The 15,402-nt window shown below is 57.0% G+C and carries 14 protein-coding genes and 1 pseudogene; 2 read left to right on the top strand and 13 right to left on the bottom strand.

All coding sequences use genetic code 11. The features are described from left to right. Positions 1 to 104: 104 nt before the first annotated feature. The 7 genes from tkt to pdxA form a co-directional block, all read right to left on the bottom strand. Positions 105 to 2,108, bottom strand: a complete 2,004-nt coding sequence (tkt, locus tag BJF97_RS11765; protein ID WP_070082908.1) for a transketolase — start codon at positions 2,106 to 2,108, stop codon at positions 105 to 107. A gap of 18 nt (positions 2,109 to 2,126) precedes the next feature. After that, positions 2,127 to 3,077, bottom strand: coding sequence for a transaldolase (gene tal / locus BJF97_RS11760; protein ID WP_014228865.1), 951 nt, complete (start codon positions 3,075 to 3,077; stop codon positions 2,127 to 2,129). 30 nt (positions 3,078 to 3,107) lie between these two features. After that, entirely contained in the window at positions 3,108 to 3,566 is a 459-nt protein-coding gene (gene rpiB, locus BJF97_RS11755) for a ribose 5-phosphate isomerase B (RefSeq protein WP_004101165.1), read from the bottom strand. Positions 3,567 to 3,594: 28 nt separating this feature from the next. Then, positions 3,595 to 3,969 (bottom strand): PTS glucitol/sorbitol transporter subunit IIA, encoded by a 375-nt coding sequence (locus BJF97_RS11750; protein WP_032693899.1) that lies wholly within the window; start codon positions 3,967 to 3,969, stop codon positions 3,595 to 3,597. A 1-nt stretch (position 3,970) separates the two neighbouring features. Next, entirely contained in the window at positions 3,971 to 4,990 is a 1,020-nt protein-coding gene (locus BJF97_RS11745; RefSeq protein ID WP_014228862.1) for a 2-keto-3-deoxygluconate permease, read from the bottom strand. A 92-nt stretch (positions 4,991 to 5,082) separates the two neighbouring features. Next, positions 5,083 to 6,801: a four-carbon acid sugar kinase family protein gene (locus tag BJF97_RS11740; protein WP_032693898.1), complete on the bottom strand. Its 1,719-nt coding sequence runs from the start codon at positions 6,799 to 6,801 to the stop codon at positions 5,083 to 5,085. 35 nt (positions 6,802 to 6,836) lie between these two features. Then, a complete protein-coding gene (pdxA, locus tag BJF97_RS11735; protein ID WP_070082907.1) occupies positions 6,837 to 7,844 on the bottom strand; it encodes a 4-hydroxythreonine-4-phosphate dehydrogenase PdxA in 1,008 nt (335 codons plus the stop codon). A gap of 242 nt (positions 7,845 to 8,086) precedes the next feature. On the opposite strand from pdxA, the gene BJF97_RS11730 reads away from it, so the two are divergent. Further along, positions 8,087 to 8,881 (top strand): triose-phosphate isomerase, encoded by a 795-nt coding sequence (locus tag BJF97_RS11730; protein ID WP_032693897.1) that lies wholly within the window; start codon positions 8,087 to 8,089, stop codon positions 8,879 to 8,881. Positions 8,882 to 8,922: 41 nt separating this feature from the next. Further along, positions 8,923 to 9,885, top strand: coding sequence for a sugar-binding transcriptional regulator (locus tag BJF97_RS11725; protein ID WP_004101147.1), 963 nt, complete (start codon positions 8,923 to 8,925; stop codon positions 9,883 to 9,885). A gap of 296 nt (positions 9,886 to 10,181) precedes the next feature. Here BJF97_RS11725 and cobB read toward each other — a convergent pair whose 3' ends face one another. The 6 genes and pseudogenes from cobB to BJF97_RS35645 all read right to left on the bottom strand — a co-directional run. Continuing rightward, on the bottom strand, positions 10,182 to 11,012 hold the full coding sequence (gene cobB, locus BJF97_RS11720) for a Sir2 family NAD+-dependent deacetylase (protein ID WP_032693896.1): 831 nt from the start codon (positions 11,010 to 11,012) through the stop codon (positions 10,182 to 10,184). A gap of 14 nt (positions 11,013 to 11,026) precedes the next feature. Continuing rightward, positions 11,027 to 11,938 (bottom strand): N-acetylglucosamine kinase, encoded by a 912-nt coding sequence (gene nagK, locus BJF97_RS11715; protein ID WP_032693895.1) that lies wholly within the window; start codon positions 11,936 to 11,938, stop codon positions 11,027 to 11,029. 48 nt (positions 11,939 to 11,986) lie between these two features. Then, positions 11,987 to 13,231, bottom strand: a complete 1,245-nt coding sequence (lolE, locus tag BJF97_RS11710) for a lipoprotein-releasing ABC transporter permease subunit LolE (protein WP_014228856.1) — start codon at positions 13,229 to 13,231, stop codon at positions 11,987 to 11,989. Continuing rightward, the gene (gene lolD / locus BJF97_RS11705; RefSeq protein WP_014228855.1) at positions 13,231 to 13,932 is read right to left on the bottom strand and encodes a lipoprotein-releasing ABC transporter ATP-binding protein LolD; all 702 of its coding nucleotides are present in this window, start codon (positions 13,930 to 13,932) and stop codon (positions 13,231 to 13,233) included. The genes lolE and lolD overlap by 1 nt, the downstream gene beginning before the upstream one ends. Continuing rightward, positions 13,925 to 15,124 carry a lipoprotein-releasing ABC transporter permease subunit LolC gene (lolC, locus tag BJF97_RS11700; protein ID WP_004849945.1) on the bottom strand — a complete coding sequence of 400 codons (1,200 nt, stop codon included), beginning with the start codon at positions 15,122 to 15,124 and terminating at the stop codon, positions 13,925 to 13,927. The genes lolD and lolC overlap by 8 nt, the downstream gene beginning before the upstream one ends. A 200-nt stretch (positions 15,125 to 15,324) precedes the next feature. Beyond that, positions 15,325 to 15,390, bottom strand: a pseudogene (locus BJF97_RS35645) (hypothetical protein); the annotation flags it as partial. Between the last annotated feature and the right edge of the window lie 12 nt (positions 15,391 to 15,402).

Genomic DNA, 15,402 nt, shown 5'->3' with positions numbered 1-15,402 from the left:
GGTGTGAGGCACGGCGAAGACAGGCTTTTCCCCCGGAGGCGGTGCTGCGCGCCTGTCCGGGCTACCCGACCGCGCTGGCCCGTAGCCCGGAGGCGGTAAAAGAACTACAGCAGCGCTTTCGCTTTCGCGACCACGTTGTCCACGGTGAAGCCAAACTCTTCAAACAGCTGCTCCGCCGGCGCAGACTCACCGAAGCTGGTCATGCCAACGATCGCGCCATTCAGGCCCACGTATTTGAACCAGTAGTCGGCGATACCCGCTTCGATGGCCACGCGCGCAGAGACGGCTTTCGGCAGCACGGCTTCACGGTAAGCGGCATCCTGCTTGTCGAACGCGTCGGTGGACGGCATGGAAACCACGCGCGCCTTCACGCCTTCGGCAGTCAGTTTTTCGTAAGCGCCAACCGCCAGCTCCACTTCAGAACCGGTGGCGATGAAGATCAGCTCCGGCTGTCCCGCGCAGTCTTTCAGCACGTAGCCGCCGCGGGCGACGTTCGCCAGCTGCTCTTCGGTACGCTCCTGCTGCGCCAGGTTCTGACGGGAGAGGATCAGCGCGGTCGGGCCGTCCTGACGCTCCACGCCGTATTTCCACGCGATGGCGGATTCCACCTGGTCGCACGGACGCCATGTTGACATGTTCGGAGTGACGCGCAGGGAAGCCACCTGCTCAACAGGCTGGTGCGTCGGGCCGTCTTCGCCCAGACCGATGGAGTCGTGGGTGTAGACCATCACCTGACGCTGCTTCATCAGCGCCGCCATACGTACCGCGTTACGCGCGTACTCGACGAACATCAGGAAGGTGGAGGTGTACGGCAGGAAACCGCCGTGCAGGGCGATGCCGTTGGCAATCGCGGTCATACCGAATTCGCGCACGCCGTAGTGGATATAGTTACCGGCAGCGTCTTCGTTGATGGCCTTAGAGCCGGACCACAGGGTCAGGTTACTTGGCGCCAGGTCAGCGGAGCCGCCGAGGAACTCAGGCAGCAGCGGGCCGAAGGCTTCAATGGCGTTCTGGGACGCTTTACGGCTGGCGATTTTCGCCGGGTTAGCCTGCAGCTTCGCGATGAATTCGTTCGCTTTCGCGTCTAAATCAGCCGGCATCTCACCTTTCATACGGCGGGTAAACTCGGCGGCTTCCTGCGGGAAGGCTCTGGCGTAGGCGGCGAATTTCTCGTTCCACGCGGACTCTTTCGCCTGGCCGGCTTCTTTGGCATCCCACCGGGCATAGATTTCAGACGGGATTTCAAACGCCGGGTGTTTCCAGCCGAGCGCTTCGCGGGTCAGCGCGATTTCCGCGTCGCCCAGCGGCGCGCCGTGGGAGTCGTGGGTACCGGCTTTGTTCGGCGAACCGAAACCGATGATGGTTTTGCACATCAGCAGGGACGGTTTGTCGGTAACCGCACGCGCTTCTTCTACCGCGCGTTTAATCGAGTCAGCATCGTGACCGTCAACGCCGCGCACCACGTGCCAGCCGTAGGCTTCAAAACGCTTCGCGGTGTCATCGGTGAACCAGCCTTCCACGTGACCGTCGATAGAGATGCCGTTGTCGTCATAGAACGCCACCAGCTTGCCCAGTTTCAGGGTACCGGCCAGGGAGCATACCTCGTGAGAGATACCTTCCATCATGCAGCCGTCGCCCATGAACGCGTAGGTGAAGTGGTCAACAATGTCGTGGCCCGGGCGGTTGAACTGCGCCGCCAGAGTTTTCTCCGCGATGGCCATACCAACCGCATTCGCAATACCCTGCCCCAGCGGACCGGTGGTGGTTTCCACGCCCGCGGTGTAGCTGACTTCCGGGTGACCCGGGGTTTTAGAGTGCAGCTGACGGAAGTTCTTCAGCTCTTCAATCGGCAGATCATAACCGGTGAGGTGCAGCAGGCTGTAAATCAGCATGGAACCGTGGCCGTTGGACAGGACAAAACGGTCGCGGTCGGCCCATGACGGGTTCTGCGGGTTATGATTCAGGAAATCACGCCACAGGACTTCGGCAATGTCAGCCATACCCATCGGGGCACCCGGGTGACCGGATTTGGCTTTCTGTACTGCGTCCATGCTCAGCGCTCGCAGCGCGTTGGCGCACAGGCTGCGGGTGGTTTTTGTGGTATTCATAAGTCTCTTTTCCTGCCCTTACAGCATCTGCTGAATCTGATTTTCCAGTTTGACCTGATCGACCGCGAACAGGCGGATACCTTCCGCCAGTTTTTCCACCGCCATCGGATCCTGATGATGCTGCCAGAGGAACTCCGCCTGAGTCATCGGGCTGGGGCGGGTTTCCGTCACGCAGCCGGGCGCCAGCTGGCGACTCAGCGCGCCTTCGCTGGCGGCCAGTTCATCAAGCAGCGCCGGGGAGATAGTCAGGCGATCGCAACCCGCCAGCGCCTGGATCTGCTCGATACGGCGGAAGCTGGCCCCCATCACCACGGTGTCGTAGCCGTGAGATTTGTAGTACTGATAAATCTGGCGCACGGAAACCACGCCCGGATCGCTGTCGACCTGATACTCCGACTGCGGTTGGTTTTTCTGATACCAGTCGTAAATACGCCCCACGAACGGCGAGATTAAAAAGACGCCCGCTTCGGCGCAGGCCCGCGCCTGGGCAAAGGAGAACAGCAGGGTCAGGTTACAGTTGATACCGCTTTGTTCCAGCTCCTCTGCGGCGCGAATCCCCTCCCAGGTGGCGGCAAGTTTGATAAGGATGCGTTCCGGCCCGATGCCGTTCTTTTCATACATCTGAATAAGCTTGCGCGCCTTCGACACGCACATCCCGCGATCCCAGGCAAAACGGGCATCGACTTCGGTAGAAATACGCCCCGGCACATGACGCAGTACCTCGGTACCGATATCCACCGCCACCTGATCGCAGGCGTTTATCAGCTGCGTTTCCGGGCTGCCGCCCTGCCGACGCGCCTTGCCGATTGCGTCGGCAATCAGCGCCTGATACTGCGGGAGCTGCGCGGCCTTCAGCACCAGTGAAGGGTTGGTGGTCGCATCCTGCGGGGCAAATTTTTTAATCGATTCGATATCGCCGGTGTCGGCAACCACCGTGGTGTATTTTTTCAGTTCGTCTAACTGGCTCATAGTCTGTTCCTTATATTACGACTGCGGATATTAATCTCTGGCGTGCTGGTGTTCGTAATAGTCGATACGCTCCACTTTCGACGCGGAGCCGCCGCCTTCATATTCGGATTCAAGCCAGGCCTGAATAATTTTTTTGCCCAACTCCGGGCCAATCACGCGCGCGCCAAGAGTGATAATCTGCGCGTTATTACTTTTGCGCGCCCGCTCGGCGGAGAAAGTATCGTGGCATTGGGCGGCTCGTATCCCCGGCACTTTATTCGCCACAATGCTCATTCCAATGCCGGTGCCGCAAATCAGGATGCCGCGATCGTGCTCGCCCTGCTTTATTGACATTGCCACCGCGTGGGCAACATCCGGGTAGACCATGCTGCCCTGGCGTTTATCGCTGCTGTAATCCGCGACCTTAATTCCCTGCCCATTCAGATAAGCGACGATAGCGTCGCGAAAAGCATAGGCGGCATCATCCGCACCAATAGCGATTGTTTTCATGATAATTTCCTTAATTTAGCTGTACGTCTTAATTTAGTTCCGGATAGAAAAAGATTTGGTCGCCGCGCTGAATATTCTGGGGGACGTCACCATTGAGATGCACCATCCCCGGTAATTCAGCGGTGGCAGCGCCATCAAATTTTAAAGTGATATGGCCAAGCTGTTTTAAATTTGCCGTTGCAACACAACCTACCGCCGTGACTCGATAAATAGTCTCATTTATTTTCATTATCTGCCCGGGTGACAATTCAGCTGTCAGCTCACTGCTCTGATGTACGGCGCAATACATCGCAATATCGTCAGGAACGGATTCAGAAAATAAAATCAGCTGATGCTCCTGTAGAGAGTTTTTGACATATTCCCCGACAGCCGTGATAAGTAATGAATACAACGGCGCGATCATATTATTTGTTCCCTTTGGTGGCAGGCGAAGATAATGTCACTTTCTCTTCACTGGTTTCTTCTTTTACTGGTTCAACCCTCGGCGCGCGCTTTTTCAGACGTTTATCAAACCAGGCCACCAGTATCGGCGCGGTAATCATGGTGATGATGCTCGCCGTCGCCAGCTGCGCGGTCGCGGCATCCACGTACATCGCCAGCGAGGGGTCGGCCTGAGCCACCATTGCCGGCGTCAGCGCAGAGCTGGCGGCGGTTGTCCCCAGCGCGGCGCCCAGCGCGGTTTTCTTCTTCAGGAACAGGTTGTAGATAAAATAGAACACAATGCCGGTTAGCGCAGAGATAATGCCAAGCAGGATCCCGGACAGTCCGGCGGTAAAGACCGTGTTAATGCTGGAATTGGCGCCGATGGCAAACGACATAATAATGATAATCAGCGGCTGAGCGGCGGCGCACAGCTGTTTGAAACGATCATCAAGGTTGCCCCATAGCATACCAATCAGCAGCGGGATCAGCATCGATAGCAGCGCGGCGAAAGGAATATTGGCCAGGCCGCTGACCCCCAGCACCATCATGGTAACAAAGGGCCCATCCTTGACGCAGAAGACGGAGATCGCCCCGGCGTCGCTGGCATCGCCGTAGTTGCTGCACAGCGCGATATATAGCGAGCTGTTGGAGCTGGTTAAACAGGCAATCAGTGCCAGGGTCGAAATACCGAGGAAACCGTTGGGGCCAAACATCGCTCCGGCCACCCATACGGCCAGCGCGCCGGCGAGGCATTTCAGGAACAACAGCACCGCGCCTTTATAGAGCGGCAGGCCGGCCTGGCGGATATTGATCGAGGTACCGCAAATCAGCAGAAAAATCCCCATCATTGCGCTGGAACCAACCTTGAATAATGCGGTCGTCGGGCCGCCGATGCCCAGGACTTCCGGTGCAAAGGTATTAATAAGAATCGCCGCGAGCAACGGAATAATAATTAAACCGCCTGGCACCTTATTCATCTTCTCTAATATATTTATGTTCATAGGGTAACTCATAAATTATGATTTAACAGAGATAACGACGCAATACTACCCGGACGACCATTACGTCGTTTTTTATTTATATGACCGGTGGGTTATAGCTGCGCTTCTTTATAAATTCTTTCAACAATAGTACTAATAATATCTTCTGGTCCGGTTAAACCGCCTTTACCGACGCAAATCAATCCCGCATAATCGCCGCCGATAATACGCACCATATCGGTTTGCGGTATCACGTAGTCAATCATTTCAATCCCGGTAGCGCCGAGCTCTTTAAGAACATTCACCATCGTATCGCCACCGGTCATATACAGGCCTTTAATTTCTCCGGCTGCGCAGTTAAGCACGTCACGAACAATATTCCCCAGTCCCTGGTTAATATTTTCCGCAGCCTGTCCGTGGGCCAGCCCAAAGCGCTGCTCTTCTTCCTGAAGATTCAGCAGCCGCCCGGTTAACGCGGATTCAAAAACGAAGATGGCGTTCTGCTGTGCCGGCACGCACTGCCGGGCATGCTGCACCACGCGATTCACTTCGATTTCAGCGGCGTTTTTCCTGTCAACCAGCAGTTCGGCATCAACAGGAATGTGACATACTCTTTCGTCATTAGCGATCAGATGCTGAAGCTGCTTTTTAGTCACCGGCGTGGCGCTACCGGCAACCACCAGAATCGAACCGCGCGGGTTTTCCGCCCCTGACGACGCTGTCGCGCTGCTGCGCGCTTCCCGCATCAGGCCACGACGGACCGCAAGCCGCTCGGTAAAAGGCCCCGGGTCGACCGCCAGCACGTTCCAGTTCAGCGCCACCACCGCCCCGGCAATCGCATCGACATCGTCAACGGTAATTGCATCGACGACGATCACCCGCACGCCGCGCTGCTGCTGTTCCTGGAGATCCCGCTGCAGTTGCTCCTCGCCTTTCATCACCGAGGCCAGCGCGATATGTCCGACCTGATGATGGGTCTGTGCCTCCAGCAATCCCGGCACCCAGGATTCAGTAACCGGGGTACGCACATCGCGTGCGACATCGGTTCGCGAAAGCGCGACGGAGTCAATTACCGAATAGCCGCCAACCAGAATACGCCGCGACTGCGGCATCGCCGGCACGACTACGGCAACCGTTTCCAGCGGCAACTGTTCCAGCATGGCATCAATTTCAAAGCCGATGCCGCCGCGCAGCGTGGTATCAATACGCTTGGTAAAGTAGTGCGCGCCGCGCGCCTGCAGCTGCTTCACCGCGGCGCTGACCTGCTGCTGGGCTTCCGCTTTCGGCAAAGGACGGCTGTCGCTGCTAACGACCATCGCCGGATACTCCACCTCATTGCGGGCGAAGGATTCAGTATCGAAGAACGCGGCGGTTTTTAACCCGCTACGCGCCAGCAGCACCCCGACGGTGGTCGCGCCGGTCAGATCGTCGGCCACGATCCCCAGCTTACCGCCTTCCCCCTGCGGCCAGATCATTTCAATACAGGCAGGCGTCACGCCGGAGACGTAGATCCCTTCATGAATAAACTCCGCCAGCGGGCCACTTTTACCGGTGGGATGGAGGTTAATCGTCGGAATACCGCGTTTGGGATAGAGACCGCAGCGTAGCGTGCCGCCGCAGTCGATAACCATCAGGCCGATCTCCTCTTCCGGCGGCTCGCCATTTTTAAATACGTCGACGGAAGGCCAGCCGGTCAGTTCGCTCAGGCGCTCAACAACCGGGGGACAAATCCCCCCGGTGATATAAGCAATCTTTTTCGCCTGGCTAATATTAATGGTCAGCGGCCCGCCCCAGCCCTTACAGCCTTTGCTAATTAACAGATGTTTTTCCATTTCTCTGCCCTTTTGCTTCGCATTAACCTCAGCGATTAGTGGTTTTTCATTTTCCAGTAGCTCACCGCGGCCATCGTGGGCTCCAGCATACTGACGGTGCCCGCTTTACCGGTGCCGGCAATATCAAACGCCGTGCCGTGGTCTACCGAGCTACGCATAAACGGCAGGCCAAAGGTAATGGTCACGGAACGCTCAAAATCGAGGGTTTTACAGGCGATATGCCCCTGATCGTGGTAAAGCGAGAGGATGGCGTCATAGCGCCCCTGTTTACCCAGATGGAAGACGGAATCTGCCGGCACCGGGCCGATGGCGTTAATCCCCATTTCCTGCGCCGCTTTGACTGCCGGGATGAGGTTATCGGCTTCTTCGTGGCCAAACAGGCCGTTGTCTGAACCATGCGGATTCAGCGCAGCTACCGCAATGCGCGGATTTTTGATATTTAGCGCGGTGAACTCATGGTGGATCTGCTGCACGCAGGCCAGAACGCGCTCTTTATTGGCGTAATCGCAGGCGTCTTTAAGCGCCATATGACGGCTCACGAAGAAGACCCGCAGGTTATGAACGTGGAACATGGTCAGGCCATAATCGGATTGCGTTTCAACCTGATAGATCTCGGTATGACCCGGAAGTTTACACCCCGCCAGCTTGATTGCTTCTTTATGAATCGGCGCGGTAGAGACCACATCGATCAGGCCGGCTTTCCCCAGTTCGATAGATTTCAGCACATAGTCCAGCGACATCTGCCCCGCCAGCTTCTGCACTTTGCCCCATTCAATGCTCTCGCAGTCATAATCATCGGTTTCCAGCACGTCCAGCGTACCCCAGCTGAAGCGAGCTTCCTGCGGATGGCTAATTTTGTTAATCGGAAAATCACAGCCCATGATTTTCATTGCTCTGGCGATAATCGGCGCTGAGCCAATCAAAAAAGGTTTGCACTCGTCGTAGACGCTTTTCTCCATCATCGTCGCGACTGAAATCTCCGGACCAATCCCGGCAGGATCGCCAATGGTAAGTGCGACAACGGGCTTTTTCTCTTGTGACATCGTGGACCTCTCGTAGTGAAAATCGGCTTGTTCATATGTTCAACAGTGAATCATATGCTCAAAACATTACCTGATGATTGAGAGGTTATTGGTGATTTAGATCACATAAAAAAATCCATAGATTTATTTTATAAAAAAATGTGATCTAACATATGTTCATTGAGTGATAAAAAGTTCAATCTCACTCATAAGCGAAAGCCATTTCACGACAAGCTATTGATTTACCTATTACGGAGAACAAGATGGAACAAATCTGGTTAGGAACCAGCTGGAAGATGAACAAACCGTTATCGCAAGCCATGGCCTTTTGTGAAACGCTGGCGCAGCGGTTACCGCAGGTGAGGCATCCGAAAATCCAGCCGTTTATTATTCCCCCTTTCACCGCCATTTATCCCGTCAGCCAGTATCTACAGCAGCATCAGATCCCCTGCCTGACCGGCGCGCAGAATATGCATGAAGCGGAAGACGGCGCCTGGACCGGTGAAATATCCGCCGCCATGCTGGCTGAAACCGGCGCCGCCCTGGTCGAGCTTGGTCACTCCGAGCGTCGCGGCGCGTTCAATGAATCCGACGCCGCCATTAACCAAAAAGTGCATCGCGCCCTGCGTCACGGCCTCCGGCCTCTGATCTGTATCGGCGACAGCGCCGATGAAAAACGCTGGCAGGTCTCACGGGAAACGGTAGTGCGGCAGATGAAAATCGCGCTTTATGGCCTGAATGAACAGCAGGTTTTACACACTCTGGTTGCCTATGAGCCCATATGGGCTATCGGCGAACACGGCACGCCGGCGACGCCGGAGCAGGCCGCAGAGATCCACCGGGCGCTGCGTCAGGCGTTATGCGAGACCTTCGGCGAAGAAATCGGACGGCGCATTCCCCTGCTGTACGGCGGTAGCGTCAATCGGCAAAATGCCGTAGAACTCCTTCAGCAGGATGACATTAACGGACTGTTTATTGGCCGCGCGGCATGGGATGCCAACGGCTATTGCGACATTGTTCAACGCGTTACAGAGGAATTTATTCTTCAGGCGCAGTAGTATTAGGGAGACATCAAAGATGGAAACACCAGGCGATAACTATGACTGAACAAGACTCAGATTATGCGCTGCTGACAGAAATTGCCGTGGCCTATTACGATCAGGAGCAAACCCAGGAAGAGATTGCAAAACGCTTTGGGATCTCACGCATTAAGGTCGGTCGGCTGCTGAAAAAAGCTCGCCACGAAGGAATTGTCGAGATCAGCGTGAAATACCACCCGGTCTTCAGCTCCCAGATTGAGCAGCAGTTTATTTCCCATTTCGGCATCAAGCGCGCGCTTATCGCCCTGGACCATCACGACGAGGATGAACAGCGCCAGCAGGTCGCGGCGCTGGTCAGCAACTATCTCGCCGGGATCCTCAAAAGCGATATGACGGTGACCGTCGGGCAGGGTCGCAACGTCGCCGCCGTGGCCAACCACGTGGGGATTTTTCCGGAGCGCAACTGTCGCTTTATTTGCGGTATCGGCGGCACCAAGCGCGACAACCAGCTGATCGATGCCGATCACATCAGTCGAAACCTGGCGCGTAAATTCAACGGTTTTAGCGAAACGCTGTACGCCCCGGCCTATGTCGAAACGCCGGAACTGCGCTCGGCGTTTATGCAAAACCGGCTGATTAAAGCCACGCTCGAACAGGCCAGCAAGGCGGATGTCGCCATCATTGGCCTTGGCGATATGAATGAAAATAGCTTTATGGTGCAACTCGGCTGGTTCTCCCCACAGGAGATTGCGACCGCGCGCCAGGAACAGGGCGTAGTGGGCGATCTCGCCGGCTATAGTTTTTTCAATATCCAGGGTAAACCGGTTGATACGGTGATGAACGATCGGGTTATCGGCCTGAGCCTTGAACAGCTCCGCGCCATCCCGTGCGTGATCGCCATTGCTTCGGAAAGCACCAAGGCAACGGCGATTCTCGGCGCGCTGCGCACCGGCGTGATTGACGTGCTGGCCACCAGCGCATCCAATGCCCGGGCGGTGATTAATATGCAGAAGGCGCTATGAATAAAGGGCGCCGCGGCGTCCTGAATTTCATGAGCGACCTGCCCTGGCGATTGTCGTACGCTTTTTCTCGGGCGGTGGCAAAAGCGTGGATTATTTCTTGTCCTGGTTTTCGTTAAGACAGCAGCAAGCTTTCCCGCAACATAATTCAGCGGCTTCCACAACGCGCTCAGCACGATAAGCGGGCCGAACCACGCCGAACCGCCCCTACTGCGGCCAAAAATATCGCGGCAGATATTGCTAATGGGCTATCCATAGCCACTCCTGTTTTCCGTAACGCTGTAGTGATGAGGTTGCGTTTATCCTGCCAGCTGTTTAAGCAGCTTTTCCACAAAGAGCGGCACCACTTCGCTTGCCAGGCCATAGTGCTTTTCGGCAAATTCGCTGCCCACCTGGCTTGGCTCGAGGTTGAGCTCTACCGTATGGGCGCCCTGCAGCCGCGCTTCGTGAACAAAGCCTGCCGCCGGATAAACGTGCCCGGAAGTGCCGATGGCGATAAAGATATCGCACTCGGCCAGCGCAAGGTAGATCTCATCCATATCCAGCGGCATCTCGCCGAACCACACCACGTGCGGGCGCAGCGGCGCGGGGAACTGGCAGCAGTGGCATTTGTCTTCCGTCGTCACATCGCCGGTCCACGCCAGCACCTGGCCGCTCCACGAGCAGCGCACCTTCAGCAGCTCGCCGTGCATATGAATCACCCGGCGATTGCCCGCGCGCTCGTGCAGATTATCGATATTCTGGGTGACCAGCAGAAAACGATCGCCCAGCGCCTCTTCCAGCCGCGCCAGCGCCTGATGCGCCGCGTTGGGCACGATGTCCGGTCCTTGCAGCTGGCGGCGGCGGTCATTGTAAAACGCCTGCACCAGCGCCGGATCGCGGGCGAAGCCTTCCGGCGTCGCCACGTCTTCCACCCTATGCTCTTCCCACAGGCCATCGGCGGCGCGGAAGGTTTTAATTCCCGACTCTGCCGAAATACCCGCGCCGGTTAGCACCACGACTCTTGGTTTTTCCATCGTTTCAGGGGTCTCCTTATCTTCGCCGAAGAAAATCCGCTGACGCAAACGGTCTCGTAACCGACGCTTATTGCGGCGAAATCGGCTTAATCGATGTAAGCGGCGCGACTGCATAGCTACCTCTGTCGTTATTGAGTCAGATGAAGGAAGGCCGCACCGCGCATGCCTCCGGCATCGCCATGACGCGCGCGCTCAATGCGCGGCACGCTGGCAACGGGAAGCAGATGTCGCGGCAGGCGCTGCGCCAGCCCTTCGGTTATTGCTGTAAAGTTAGACAATCCACCGCCAAGCACCAGCAGATCCGGGTCGACAATCGTTAAAATATTGCCCAGGCATACCGCCAGTAAATCGAGATAGCGCTCGACGTGCTCGCGCGCCTTCGCGTCGCCCTGCTGCCATAGCGCGACGATCTCGGGCGAGGTTAAAGCGTGTTGGTAAAAATGTTCATACAGCCAGGCGAAGCCGCGTCCGGAAAGGTAGTTTTCAATGCAGCCCAGCTGGCCGCAGCCGCAGCGCGTAAGCGGAAAATCGCGCCCCACCACCTCCAGCGCATCCACCGGCAGGCGGATATGGCCGAATTCGCCGGTAATATAGCGATGCCCGGTAATCGATTTTCCGTTGAGCACCAGCCCCCCGCCAACCCCGGTGCCGAGGATCATCCCCATCACCAGCGGATATTGGGTGAACTCGTCATCCCACGCTTCGGAGAGGGCAAAACAGTTGGCGTCGTTATCAAGCCGCACATCGCGGCCCAGACGTTCGCTCAGATCGGCCCGCAGCCGCCTGCCGCTGGCGGCGGGCACGTTGGCGGCGTAGAGCGTGCCGTCTTCCGTCTCCGGCATGCCCGGAATACCGATGCCCACCGAGCCCTGGCAGCCGAAGCGCTGGTCGGCTTCTTCAACCAGCTCCTCTACCGCCTGCAAAAATGCTTCGTAGCTCTCTTTCGGCGTGGCGACGCGTTTTTCCCACTGCAGCCGCCGCGATTTATCAAATACGCCCAGCGCTATCTTGCTGCCGCCAATGTCAAATCCATAGTACATTTCAGCAATTCCTCTTTACTGGTCAGCAAAGCCGACCATGACGATAAATTACTGGCCACTCAGCACCCTCGCCGGGTCAATGCGGCTGGCGCGGCGGGCGGGATACCAGCTGGCCAGCAAACTCAGCAACAGTGCCGTCACCAGCACGTAAACGACGTCCAGCCAGTGCAGTTCAGACGGCAGGAAGTCAATAAAATAGATGTCGCCGGAGAGGAATTTATGCCCGATCAGGTTCTCAATACCGTTAATGATTGCGGTCAGCTTAAAGGCGCAGATAACGCCAATCGCCACCCCAATCAGGCTCCCTACCGAACCGGCAAGTAAACCATACCATACGAAAATCGCGCGGATCAGCCCGTCTTTTGCGCCAAGCGTGCGCAGCACCGCAATATCGCCGCTTTTATCTTTCACCGCCATCACCAGGGTCGAGACGATGTTAAAGCAGGCCACGCCAATCACCAGCACCATCGCCAGGTACATAATGGCGCGGATCATCTGAATGTCCCGGTACATATAGCCGTAGGTGCCTATCCAGCTCTTGATATAAACGTAGCTATTGGTCACCTGGCCCGCATCGCGTACCAGGGTGTTGGCATGAAACACGTCGGTCACTTTGATGGCGATCCCCGTCACGCTGCTGCCCATATCAAGGTACTGCTGCGCATCCTGCATGGGAATCATGGCAAAACTATGATCGAGCTGACCGCTGAGCTGCAAAATACCGGCGACGTGAAGCCTGACGCGCTTTGGCTGCAGCAGCTGATGCTCGGCATCGGAGTTAGGGATCATAATTGACACCCAGTCCCCCTGCTTAACGTGCAGGGCATCGGCGACGCCTTTACCGAGGATCACCTGCTGTTCGCCGGCTTTAAAGCTGGCCCACGCATTGTTCTGCACAAAGTTGGGCAGCGAACTGAGACGGCTCTCCTGCTGCGGGTCAACGCCTTTCACCTGGATGGCGCGCATATTGCTGCCGCTCTCCACCAGCCCGGTGAAGTTAATATATGGCGCCGCGGCAACGATGCCTTTGACCTTCTCAACCTTCGCCAGCGCCTCGTTCCAGTTGTTCCACGGCTGGTTCACCGGTTCAATCTCACCGTGCGGGACCACCGCCAGAATGCGGTTGTTGAGCTCGCGTTCGAAGCCGTTCATCGCGCTCAGGCCAACGATCAACACCGCCACGCCCAGCGCGATACCGATCGTCGAAATAACCGAAATCAGCGACACCATCCCACCGCGCCGCCGTCCACGGCTGAAGCGCAGGGCAATCAATAACGATAACGGAGAAGCCATTACTCAGCCCCCATCAGGGAGAGTTCGGCTGTCAGGCGCCCGTCGCGCATCTCCAGCTGGCGGCTCATGCGTTTTGCCAGCTGCAGGTCGTGGGTCACCACCAGGAAGGCGGTACGCTGCGCCACGTTCAGCTCGCCAAGCAGCTGAAAAATGCTGTCGGCGTTGCGGGCGTCAAGGTTACCGGTGGGCTCGTCCGCCAGCACCAGGCGCGGTTTATTGACCAGCGCACGGGCAATCGCAACGCGCTGACGCTCGCCGCCGGAGAGCTCCGACGGACGGTGGTCGCTGCGGTGCTCAAGCCCGACGGCGCGCAGCATCGCTTTCGCCTGCCGCTCGATATCCGCCGCCTTCTGCTTACCAATCAGCAGCGGCATCGCCACGTTTTCCAGCGCGGTAAAATCTGGTAAGAGGTGGTGAAACTGATAGATAAAGCCCAGTTCGCGGTTGCGCAGATCGGCGCGGGCGGCGGCGGAGAGCTGGCTCATCGGCTGGCCGGAAAAGATAACGTCGCCGGAGGTCGGCGTATCCAGCCCGCCAAGCAGATGCAGCAGCGTACTTTTGCCGGAACCGGAGGTACCGACAATCGCCATCATCTCACCCTCCTCAATGCTGAAGCTGACATCATGCAACACGTCGGTTTGCACGGTGCCTTCCTGATAGCGTTTGCACAGGTTGTCGCATTGCAGCAGGATCTTATTCATAACGTAAAGCCTCAGCGGGTTGAGTGGCGGCAGCGCGCCATGAAGGATACAACGTAGAGAGTAATGCCAGCACCATTGCCACCAGGGCAATCACAATGACCTGCAGCGGCTCAATGGCCACCGGCAGCGCGGCGCCGTCGAGGAACGCGCCGATAATCGGCATCAAATTATTCAGCTGGCTGGCCAGCAGCGCGCCCAGCCCGGCGCCAAGCAGCGCGCCGACGATCCCGGCGCTCGCGCCCTGGACCATAAAGACCAGCATGATCTGCCGCGGCGTCAGGCCGAGGGTCTGGAGAATCGCCACCTCGCCCTGCTTTTCCATCACCATCATTCCCAGAGAGGTAATGATGTTAAAGGCGGCGACGGCGACGATCAGGCTCAGCAGCAGGCCCATCATATTTTTTTCCATCCGCACGGCCTGGAACAGCTCGCCTTTACGCTCGCGCCAGTCCTGCCATTTGGTCCCTTCCGGCAGCGTCTGCTGGCTGAGGGTATCCACCTGTAAAGGCTGATTCAGCCACAGCCGCCAGCCGGTAATATTTCCCTGCGGGTAGCGCATCAGGCGCGAGGCGTCGTCGATGTTGGTCAACATTTGATAACCATCGACTTCACTGCTGGCGGCAAAGGTACCGATTACGTTAAACAGGCGCTGGCTGGGAAGCCGCCCCATCGGGGTAAACTGGCTGGCGGAAGGCACCATCACGCGGATTTGATCGCCGCGATTGACGCCCAGCTGTCCTGCCAGCTGTTCGCCCAGGATGACGTTATACTTGCCGGCCTGCAGATCGCTCTGCTTGACGTTAACCAGGTAGGGCGTCAGGGGATCTTTTTGCGCCGGGTCGATGCCGAGCATCACGCCGACCGCCACGCTGCGGGCGCTTTGCAGCACCACATCGCCGGTGGTCAGCGGCGCCACGCGGGTGACTCCCTGTAATCTGGCCGCGCTTTCCGGCAGCTGTTGCGGGTTTACAGACCCCTGCTTGGCGCTAAGGATGGCCTGCGGCATCAGCCCCAGGATGTTGTTTTGCAGCTCGCGTTCAAAGCCGTTCATCACCGAAAGAACGGTCACCAGCGCCATCACGCCAAGCGTAATGCCGATGGTCGAAAGCCAGGAGACGAAACGACCGAAGCGGTCGGCTGCGCGCCCACGCATATAGCGAAGGCCGATAAAGAGTGCGGCAGGTTGATACATGTAATCCATCTGATTGCTGATAGCCGATGCCCGAGTATATAAGCGATTATGGGCAGCGTAAATGACTGATACCTGTAGATTTTATTGACAAAAATAGCAAAACATCAATATAAACAACAAGATAGACAGGTAAGTCATTATTTAACTTTACGCTTATCGGAGTTCGTTACATTTTTGGCCACGACAGGATGTTTGCGATACGGGTTGGCGAATCCGGGTCGATCGCGGATAATCTCACTATTGAATATCAGCGAGTTGCCCTCCATATCGGCAGAGCG

The organism is Klebsiella sp. LTGPAF-6F (assembly GCF_001753185.1).
In the GTDB taxonomy this organism is placed as follows: domain Bacteria; phylum Pseudomonadota; class Gammaproteobacteria; order Enterobacterales; family Enterobacteriaceae; genus Klebsiella; species Klebsiella michiganensis.
Note: the sequence above shows the minus strand (reverse complement) of the source record. Positions and strands in the feature narration are given on the sequence as shown.

Bases quoted from the DNA above. Each gene is read 5' to 3' on its own strand.
- lolC (WP_004849945.1), bottom strand. From the start codon at position 15,124: ATGTATCAACCTGCCGCACTCTTTATCGGCCTTCGCTATATGCGTGGG.
- BJF97_RS11740 (WP_032693898.1), bottom strand. From the start codon at position 6,801: ATGGAAAAACATCTGTTAATTAGCAAAGGCTGTAAGGGCTGGGGCGGG.
- BJF97_RS11730 (WP_032693897.1), top strand. From the start codon at position 8,087: ATGGAACAAATCTGGTTAGGAACCAGCTGGAAGATGAACAAACCGTTA.
- pdxA (WP_070082907.1), bottom strand. From the start codon at position 7,844: ATGTCACAAGAGAAAAAGCCCGTTGTCGCACTTACCATTGGCGATCCT.
- BJF97_RS11745 (WP_014228862.1), bottom strand. From the start codon at position 4,990: ATGAACATAAATATATTAGAGAAGATGAATAAGGTGCCAGGCGGTTTA.
- BJF97_RS11725 (WP_004101147.1), top strand. From the start codon at position 8,923: ATGACTGAACAAGACTCAGATTATGCGCTGCTGACAGAAATTGCCGTG.
- tkt (WP_070082908.1), bottom strand. From the start codon at position 2,108: ATGAATACCACAAAAACCACCCGCAGCCTGTGCGCCAACGCGCTGCGA.
- rpiB (WP_004101165.1), bottom strand. From the start codon at position 3,566: ATGAAAACAATCGCTATTGGTGCGGATGATGCCGCCTATGCTTTTCGC.
- lolD (WP_014228855.1), bottom strand. From the start codon at position 13,932: ATGAATAAGATCCTGCTGCAATGCGACAACCTGTGCAAACGCTATCAG.
- cobB (WP_032693896.1), bottom strand. From the start codon at position 11,012: ATGCAGTCGCGCCGCTTACATCGATTAAGCCGATTTCGCCGCAATAAG.
- lolE (WP_014228856.1), bottom strand. From the start codon at position 13,231: ATGGCTTCTCCGTTATCGTTATTGATTGCCCTGCGCTTCAGCCGTGGA.
- nagK (WP_032693895.1), bottom strand. From the start codon at position 11,938: ATGTACTATGGATTTGACATTGGCGGCAGCAAGATAGCGCTGGGCGTA.
- tal (WP_014228865.1), bottom strand. From the start codon at position 3,077: ATGAGCCAGTTAGACGAACTGAAAAAATACACCACGGTGGTTGCCGAC.
- BJF97_RS11750 (WP_032693899.1), bottom strand. From the start codon at position 3,969: ATGATCGCGCCGTTGTATTCATTACTTATCACGGCTGTCGGGGAATAT.